This is a genomic window from Nocardiopsis sp. TNDT3 (assembly GCF_003427465.1).
Taxonomy (GTDB): Bacteria; Actinomycetota; Actinomycetes; order Streptosporangiales; family Streptosporangiaceae; genus Nocardiopsis; species Nocardiopsis dassonvillei.
Genome location: NZ_QPFC01000064.1, coordinates 1 through 8,278, shown reverse-complemented (window position 1 = coordinate 8,278; position 8,278 = coordinate 1). Strand labels below are relative to the sequence as shown.

The 8,278-nt window shown below is 74.5% G+C and carries 6 protein-coding genes; 4 read left to right on the top strand and 2 right to left on the bottom strand.

The genetic code is table 11. The features are described from left to right. Positions 1–51: 51 nt before the first annotated feature. On the bottom strand, positions 52–303 hold the full coding sequence (locus DQW06_RS01845) for a hypothetical protein (protein WP_013153881.1): 252 nt from the start codon (positions 301–303) through the stop codon (positions 52–54). 348 nt (positions 304–651) lie between these two features. Here DQW06_RS01845 and DQW06_RS01840 point away from each other — a divergent pair, with 348 nt between their 5' ends. From DQW06_RS01840 to DQW06_RS01825, 4 genes are all read left to right on the top strand, one after another. Then, positions 652–2,664 carry a hypothetical protein gene (locus DQW06_RS01840; RefSeq protein WP_117197849.1) on the top strand — a complete coding sequence of 671 codons (2,013 nt, stop codon included), beginning with the start codon at positions 652–654 and terminating at the stop codon, positions 2,662–2,664. Next, complete coding sequence (locus DQW06_RS01835; protein ID WP_117197848.1) at positions 2,654–4,015, top strand: hypothetical protein; 1,362 nt, start codon at positions 2,654–2,656, stop codon at positions 4,013–4,015. The genes DQW06_RS01840 and DQW06_RS01835 overlap by 11 nt, the downstream gene beginning before the upstream one ends. A 204-nt stretch (positions 4,016–4,219) precedes the next feature. Beyond that, entirely contained in the window at positions 4,220–6,562 is a 2,343-nt protein-coding gene (locus DQW06_RS01830) for a serine/threonine-protein kinase (RefSeq protein ID WP_117197847.1), read from the top strand. 111 nt (positions 6,563–6,673) lie between these two features. Further along, positions 6,674–7,366, top strand: coding sequence for a potassium channel family protein (locus DQW06_RS01825; RefSeq protein ID WP_232051680.1), 693 nt, complete (start codon positions 6,674–6,676; stop codon positions 7,364–7,366). Here DQW06_RS01825 and DQW06_RS01820 read toward each other — a convergent pair. Beyond that, on the bottom strand, positions 7,356–8,012 hold the full coding sequence (locus DQW06_RS01820; RefSeq protein ID WP_117197846.1) for a TetR/AcrR family transcriptional regulator: 657 nt from the start codon (positions 8,010–8,012) through the stop codon (positions 7,356–7,358). The genes DQW06_RS01825 and DQW06_RS01820 overlap by 11 nt on opposite strands. Positions 8,013–8,278: the final 266 nt, after the last annotated feature.

The window sequence follows — 8,278 nt, the reverse complement described above, 5'->3', positions numbered from 1 at the left end:
CTCCCGGCGCCGCCGTGCGGCGCCGGGAGCCGTCATCGTGAGCCTGCGACCCTAGCCGGCGCCGCTCTCCGTGCTGGAGGAGTAGGCACCGCCCTTGCCGGCGACGTTGAAGGACTCCTCGAACCAGGACTTGCCGTCACCGGCGAAGGCCTCGAGCTCGTAGTTGTACGCCCCGTGGGAGTTGGCGCCGCTGGACTCCACCTCGTAGTACGCGTCCGCCGAGGCCAGAGCCGGTGCTCCGAACGCCAGGGCGGGTGCGGCGACGGCCGTGATCGCGATGCGGCGCAGGGTCTTCTTCTGCATGACAGTGGGTTTCCCTTCGTGGCTTGGTGCGGGGAACTCCGACGCCGTGCGGGCGGTCGCAGGTCGGCGCTGTCCGCGAGGTGCGAAAGCGCGTGGAACCACCGGGCGTTCTCCCCGCTTCCCAGCCTGCGGCCGGACGGGCCAAGGGGGAACACCAGAAAGCTGACTAAACTCCAAAATCGGGACATTCAGCAAAAAAGCGTGTGCGGAGCGTACCGAAGCCGCCGGGCGCGGCGTCCGGACCCCCTGCGGGGCGGGGCCTCCCGGCCTTCCCGACCCGTCCGCGTCCGCCGCCGGGGACCGGTCCCACCCCGGCTGATGTCCGTAAACCTCCGCTATGCTCACCGCATGCCCGGCCCCACCAGCCCCCTCCTCCGGCTCATGTCGGCCGTCGTCCTCCCGGCGCTGCTGATCCTCCTTCCTGTCCTCGGAGCCGCCCCCGCCTCGGCGCAGCCCGAGCCCGGAACCGGGACCCGCGAGGAGCGCGTGACCCCCGCGGAGCACTACGCCGCCCTGCTCGCCGAACAGCCCGAGGGCGCCGCCGTGGTCGTGGACGACGCCCTGGCAGGCCGCTACGACCTGGAGGAGCTGGAGGCCGACCTCCACGACTCCTTCGGCGCCCTGGACGTGCCCTACCACGTCGTCGCCAGCCCCTTCCCCGGCACCGAGCCGCGGTGGGGAGGGGACATGCTGCCCGCCCTGATCGACCGGGTCGGCGCGGACGGCCTCTACGTCCTGCTCCAGCCCGACAGCGTTCCCCTGGCCCGGGCCGCGGGCGCGGACCTGCCGGTGGACGCCGCCTCCGACGCGGTGCGCTACTCCTCCGGGCTGGACTACTACGGCGCCCCGCTCGACGAGGTCGCCGACGCCTTCACGGCGGCCCTGACCGACCCGGACGCGCAGGCCACGGCCGACCGCCTCCGGCAGGAGTACTCCGCGGAGCAGGACGCCTACCGGAGCCCCACGGCCTGGGAGGAGTTCCTGGAGGACCTGGACCCGACCACGTCGGTCGGGCCCAGCAACCTGGGCTTCCTGGTCAGCACCGCGACCGGCGCGCTGCTCACCCTGTCCCTCTGCCACGTGTGGTGGACACGCCGCAGGGGCGGCAGCACGGTCGCCGCGGTCGCGGTCGCCTCGGTGTTCGGACTGGCCCTGCCCGCCGCCGGTGTGGCCGGAGCCCTGTACTACATGGACAGCGTGCCCCTGGGCGCGAGCGAACGCCCCGATCCCCTGGAGCAGGCCCGGTCGCAGCCGCCCTACGTGACCTCCACCGTGCGCGTGGAACGGGTGGTGGACGGGCTCGGCGGCGGCCCCCTCTACGTGGACCCCCTGAGCCCGCTGTCCCGCGAGGGGCTCGCGGACGTCGCCGAGCGCGCGGAGCGCTCCTCCGTCCCGGTGTACGCGGTCCTCCTGCCGATGGCCGACACCGACGAGAGCGAGGGCGACCCGGCGCGGTTCGCGCACGCGATGCGCCACGTCCTGGGCGAGGACGGCGTCTACGCGGTCATCACCCAGGAGTCCTACGAGGAGACGCCCGAGACGACCGTGCTCGCCTTCGGTACCGACCTGGACTCCTACTACCTGGGCCAGGCGTTGGACGAGGGCGCGGCCATGACCCCGGCGCAGGAGTTCGCCCTGCTGCTGGAGGCGGTGGAGGAGGTTCCGCGCGACCCGGAGGCGGGGGACCCGCCGCCTCCGTACGACAGCTCGGCGACCGTGCCCGAACCGCGGACGACGCGCTTCTGGGAGGACTTCTGGGCCGGAGTGCTGTTCCTGGGCCCCGTCGTCGGCGCGCTCCTGCTGGGCGCGGTGCTGGGGACGGCGGCCCTGGTACGGGCTTCGCGCGTGCGGCGCCGAGTCCAGCCCTCCCCGCGGGCCCTGCGCCGCACGGCCGAGCGCGAGCGCGCGCGGCTGGCCGCCCTGGTCTCCTCCGACCGGGCCGGGCGCCTCCCCGTCTCGATGATGCCCCCCGTCGAGGCGGCGCTGATGGTCATGGACGCCGATCCCGACGACCTCGACCTGGTCGGCGTGGCGGTCGTCTCCCGCAGGGCGCACGCCGCCCTGGCGGACCCCGGTTCCGCCGAGACCTCCCCGTGCATGGTCAACCCCCTGCACGGCCCCGCCGAGGCGTTCGAACGCGCCGGGCCACGGGAGCGGCGGGGCCTGTTCCCCGTGTGCCGGGCGTGCGCCGACCTGACCGACCAGCAGCGCACGGCCGCCCTGCTGCGCGTGCGCGACGGCGCGGGGACGCGGCGGGACCACCTGTCGATGAACGAACGCGCGTGGGTCGAGTACCGCTTCGGGGCCAAGAACCCCGCGCGTATGGCCGAGAGGCTCCTGGAGGAGATCGATGCCCGCTGATTCCCCACCGGCCCTGTACGCGGCGCGGACGCTGGCCGCGACCTGCGCCGTGCTGCTCCTGTACCCCGCGACCGGTGCCCTGGCCCAGGAGTCGGACGCGCAGGACCCCGGCGCCCAAAGCCCACAGGACCGCACCCAGGCCATCGCCGACGCGCTGGAGGAGTCGCCGGTCTACGTCGACCCCGCCTACGAGTCCGCCTTCCCGGCCCAGGACCAGGAGCGGGTCGCCGGGGTCATCGAGTCCTCCGACCTGGACCTGTACGTGATCGCGGTGCCCCTGACGTCCGGCGACGTCTGGAACGGTGACGCGGCCACGCTCGTGTCGGTCGTGCACGACCGCAGGGGCGGCGGCGAGGCGCACTACCTGGCCTACGACGAGGTGTCGGGGTTCCACGGGGAGGACTACGGTCCCGGTGTCCAGGAGGCGGCCCCCGCGCACCACGGGGCCCTGGCCGCCTCCTACGGGACGGACTTCGACGGCTCCATGCTCCAGCAGGCCGACGCGGCCGTGGAGGCCGCGCTGTCCGACGACCCGCGCGCGGCCTACGAGGCGGCCCTCCGGTCCTACGAGGAGGCCAACCCCCACATCACCGGCATGGGCGGGGACGCCGGGCAGGGGAGCGGTCCGGGATCCGGCCCGCTGTTCGCGGTCGGGGCCGTCATCGCGGTCCTGCTCGCGATCCTGTTGGCGCTGTTCGTGCGCGGCCGCCTCACCGCGCGCGTGGGCAGGCGCAGGGCGGCCTCCATCACCCAGCACGCGGCCTTCGACAACGCCGACCGCGCCCAGCTGGACTCCCTGGTCGAACAGGGCGAGCGCGACCTCATCGAGGTGGGCGAGCGCCTGAGCCGCATGGACGCGGACCAGGGGTCCGACACCAGGTCGGGCCAGAGCCTCCAGCGCGCCCTGGACGCCCGCTCCGCCGCCGCGGCGGTCCACGACCGGATGGCCGCCGAGGGGGCCACCCTGCCCGACGCCGTGGGCGTGCTCGTGCTGCTCGACATGGCCGAGGACGCGCTGGAGAGCGCGGCCGGGGGCGCGCGCTCCGCCGTCCGGCGCCGCCACTGCTACGCCAACCCGCTGCACGGCACGAACACCAAGGTGACGCCCTGGCGGGAGTTCGGCGGGACGCGCACCATCCGCGTCCCGCTGTGCGCCGACTGCGCCAAGGCCGTCCGCAACCGGGCGCGTCCCGTGGTCCTGCCCGCCGAGCACGAGGGCGCGCCGGTGCCCTACTACGAGGTGCCCGCGGAGGAGAGCGTGTGGGCCGCCACCGGCTACGGCACGCTCACCGACGACCTCGTCCAGCGCGTCCAGCGCGGCGACCACCGGCCCCGGGGGCGGGCCCGCTGACGGTCCGGCCGTGAGGCGGAGAGGTATTCGGACGGGCACGGGGAGAGAACGTTTCGCCCCCGCACGGCATCGGACCACAGGGAACGGGACTTCGGTGCCCGCCCATGTCCCCGGGTCCGGGCCGACCGAAACGTGGCTATAGTTCCCACGGGCCCGTCATGGGTCCGCCGGGGGAAGCGATGACGACGGATACGGGGTGGCCTGGTGGAGGACCAGCACGTCCAGAAGGGCAGCGGCGGGGCGGGTCAGCCCTCCGACCGCACGGCGGGGAAGTACCGGCTGGTGCGGTCGCTGGGGCGCGGCGGTTTCGGCGAGGTGTTCCTCGGAGAGGACCCCGACGGCGGTCGCGCCGCGGTCAAGATCCTGCACGCCAGCTGGGCGGGGGATCCGGAGATGCGCCGCCGCTTCAGCACCGAGGTCGAGCAGGCCCGGCGGGTGAGCGGGTTCTGCATCGCCGCGATCCTGGACGCCGACCCCGGGGCCGCCGAGCCGTGGATCGCCACCGAGTTCATCGACGGTCCCACGCTCCAGCGCGCCGTGGCCACCGCGGGCCCGCGCAGCGGCGTCGAACTGCACCGCCTGGCCGTCTCCACCGCCACCGCGCTGGCCGCGATCCACGCGGCCGGGGTCGTGCACCGCGACCTCAAACCCGACAACATCATGCTGGCCGCGGACGGGCCGCGCGTGATCGACTTCGGCATCGCCCGCGCGGTCGAGAGCACCTCGGTCACCGCCAGCGGTGTGGTGGGCACGATCGGGTACATGGCGCCCGAGCAGCTGGAGGGCATGCGGCTGACCTCGGCGGTGGACATCTTCTCCTGGGGGTCGGTGATCGTCTACGCCGCCACCGGGCACGAGGCCTTCCCCGGGCCGACCCAGGCCTCCCGCATCGCCCGCATCCTGGGCGGCGAGCCCGACCTCGGCCCCCTCACCGAGCCGCTGGCCGGGATCGTCCGCTCCTGCCTGGACAAGGACCCCGACCGCCGCCCCGACGCCACCACCCTGCTCAACCTGCTGATCTCCGCGCCCGCCGAGGGCACGGCCGCGCGTCCGGCGACGGGCGACGGCGGCACCCGGGTCCTGCCTCCGGCCGACGCGCGCACCCGGGTGGAGACCGACCCCACCCGCGTGGCCCCCGATGAGCACCCGCGGACCCATGCGACCCGCGTGGCCCCTCCGGTCCCGGTGGACCCGACCCGGGTCGCTCCCGCGGACACCGCGAGGGCGGACGCGACCCGCGCCTACACGCAGATGGCCTCGGGCACCGCCGCGGCCGGTCTGGCGCCGCCGTCCGCGCCGCCGTACTCCACGACCCCGCCGCCCCACACCCCGGCGTCCGGGGCGGGCGCGGTGAGCGGTCCCCACACCCCGCCGCCCTACTCCCGGGCGTTCGAGACGGGTGCGGTGAGCGGCCCCCACACCCCGCCGTACCGGTCGGGCGTGCCCCCGTACCACTTCCACGGCATCCGCTTCACCGACCCGGGCGAGCTGGCCGAGGCCATGCAGCAGAACTGGAGCGCGGCCGTCCAGGTCTTCAGCGACCCGGCCGAACGGGCGGCCCTGGGAGCCTGGCTCGTCAACGACCTCGGCGACACCACGGTGGACCGGTCCCTGTTCCGGGGACACGTCAACAACGACGCCAACCTGGCGCTGGCCTCGTTCGTCTCACAGCTGCGTCCCGACCTGCCGCCGATCTTCCGCGGCCGGGGCGCCACCGTGGCCGAGCTGGGCGAGATGTTCGACGACCCGCGCCCGCTGCTCACCGGTGCGCCCAAGGCCAACGAGATGGTCCTGATGGCCCGCCCGAGCGTGCTCAGGACCATGGGCGCCCACCACGGCGCCGACTCCGCCGACCTGATGCGGCTCGCCGATGAGCTCGACGAGGCCGAACGGGCCGCCAACGCCTTCCAGGAGCAGCTCACCGGAGAACTGGAGGGCTGGCGCGCGGCGCGCGTCAACGTGAGCGCCGCCCTCATCCTGGCCTTCCTGCTGCGCCCCGAGCGCCTGGTGCCGCCCGGCGACGGCGGCGACACGGGCCTGGGGGAGTGGGTGTCGATCCTCTGGGGCCGCGTCGAGAGCGCGCCGACGCCCGTCAGCGCCGGGTACGGGGCCGTGGTCTACGGCGCCCTGTCGACCATGCGGTCACTGGCCGAGCAGCGGCGGAGCTGGGAGACCCGGCACAACAAGGTCAGCGCCGACCACGCCGACCTGCGCCGCGGGGTCAGGCTCCAGGAGCGCCTGCTCCTGGGGCTGCGGCTCTGCCGGTTCGCCGTCTTCGGCATCCCCGCCGGTCTGCTCGTCGGGATGGCGACGGGCAACGGTCTGGAGGGGCCCGCCGGTCTGCTCATGTCCGTGGGCCTGCTCGGTCTGGTCGGGGCCATCGCCCTGGAGGTGACCGTGCGGGTCGTCTCCGGCGGCGTGGCCCGGCGCAACCAGCGCTCCCAGGAGCTCAACGGCGCGGCGGCGCAGCTGCCGCAGCTGACGTCGGGCGTCGCCCGTATCCAGGGCGACCTGCGCAGGGCCAGGGAGATCTGCGGGCGGAGCTGACCCGCGCCGCGCGGGCCGGACCCGGACCCGGGCGCCCGCGCCGTGCGGTCCGCACCGGGGTCCGGCGCGGCCTCCGCCGCCCCGCGGAGCGGTCGTGCCAGAGTGGGGACCGTGCGCAGAGCAGGAGGCGGTCCGGGGCGTCCCGTGCGCCTGGGGGCGTTCCTGGTGTTCGTGGTCCTGCTCCAGTTCGGGTACCCGGTCACCCTCCACGGACCCGTCTGGACGGGGCTCTACCTGGTCGCCTACGTGGGCGTGGTGCTCTCCGGCGTCGTACTGGTGCGCGGGGCGCACGACCGGATCGCCCCCACCGCCGCCACGGGCGCGGCGCTGCTCTGCTGTGCGGCCTGGGTCGGCGCGACGGGCGGCGGGGGCGCGGCGCTGGTGTCGATGTTCGCGGCGGGAGCGGCCTTCCAGCTCGCGCTCATGTACTCCCTGCTGCGGTTCGTCTACCGCCGGAGCCGGACCCACGAGCTGGAGATCGTCCTGGCGGCGGTGTGCGTCTACCTGCTGCTCGGCGGTCTGTTCACCACGGTGTTCGGCGCCCTGGAGAGCCTGTGGCCCGGGAGCTTCGCCGACTCAGCGCACCCGGGGGCCCGGGTCACCTGGCAGCAGTTCGTCTACTTCTCCTACGTCACGCTGGCCACCACGGGCTACGGTGACGTCGTGCCGGTCTCGGCGTGGGCGCGCTCGCTGTCCGCGGCCGAGGGCGTGGTGGGGACGCTGTTCCTGACCACGGTCGTGGCCCGCCTCGTCGGCGCCTTCACCGGCCCGCGCCGGGAGGAGGGCCGCGCGGTCACCGGTTGACCGGTCCGGCCCAGGGGCGCGGGGCGCCGGGAACGGCCAGGGAGTCCAGGCGGGCGGCGATGGCGGCGCGCGCGGCGGCGTAGGGGGTCTCCAGGTCGTCCTCCAGCAGGGAGAACGAGTTGGCGGTCTCCATGAAGGCGCGCAGTTCGAAGGCCAGCAGCGCGGGGTCGGCCCCCTCGGAGAGCTCGCCCAGCTGGCGGGCGTCCTCCGCGGTGCGCGCGAGCAGGTCACGCCACTGGCGGCTGCTCTCCCGCAGCGCGTCGCGGACGCGCCCGGGCCGGGACTCGAACTCGGCGATGGCGGTGTAGAACAGGCAGCCGCCCCGGAACACGCGCCCGCGCGAGTAGCCGATCCAGTCCACGCACAGCCGCCACAGCCGCTCCACTCCGGGGCGCACCTCCAGGGCGTCGCGCACCACGTGCCGGACGAAGACGGCGCGTCCGGCCTCCAGGGTGGCCAGCTGCAGCTCCTCCTTGGAACCGAAGTGGGCGAACACCCCGCTCTTGCTGACCCCGAGTTCCTTGGCGAGCCGCCCCAGGGAGAGGCCCTCCAGGCCCTCCACCGACGCCGTGTGCACCGCGTGCTCCAGCACGGCCCTGCGGGTCTGGTCGCCCCGTTGCAGCCGTCCGTCGGTCCGTGCGGTCATACGCGCCCTTCCCCCGGGTTTCGCCCGCAGGGGCGAAGAGTGAACGGTCGGTCGTTTACGCCATCAGGATACAAGCCTCTTGACGGAGGCGTCATGCCAAACAAATAATACGATCGTTCGTATAATTTTATGGCGCCAGTCTCCCCACCGGAAGAGAGCCCCCCGTGAACACCACCCGTCTCGTCGGCACGGCCCTCAACGCGGCCGCCGTGCCCGCCCCACGCCTGGCAGGCAGGCTGCTGCGCCGGCTGTGGTCCCACGCGGGC

Excerpts from the sequence above, each read along its gene's own strand:
- DQW06_RS01845 (WP_013153881.1), bottom strand. The coding sequence starts at position 303 with ATGCAGAAGAAGACCCTGCGCCGCATCGCGATCACGGCCGTCGCCGCA.
- DQW06_RS01840 (WP_117197849.1), top strand. The coding sequence starts at position 652 with ATGCCCGGCCCCACCAGCCCCCTCCTCCGGCTCATGTCGGCCGTCGTC.
- DQW06_RS01835 (WP_117197848.1), top strand. The coding sequence starts at position 2,654 with ATGCCCGCTGATTCCCCACCGGCCCTGTACGCGGCGCGGACGCTGGCC.
- DQW06_RS01820 (WP_117197846.1), bottom strand. The coding sequence starts at position 8,012 with ATGACCGCACGGACCGACGGACGGCTGCAACGGGGCGACCAGACCCGC.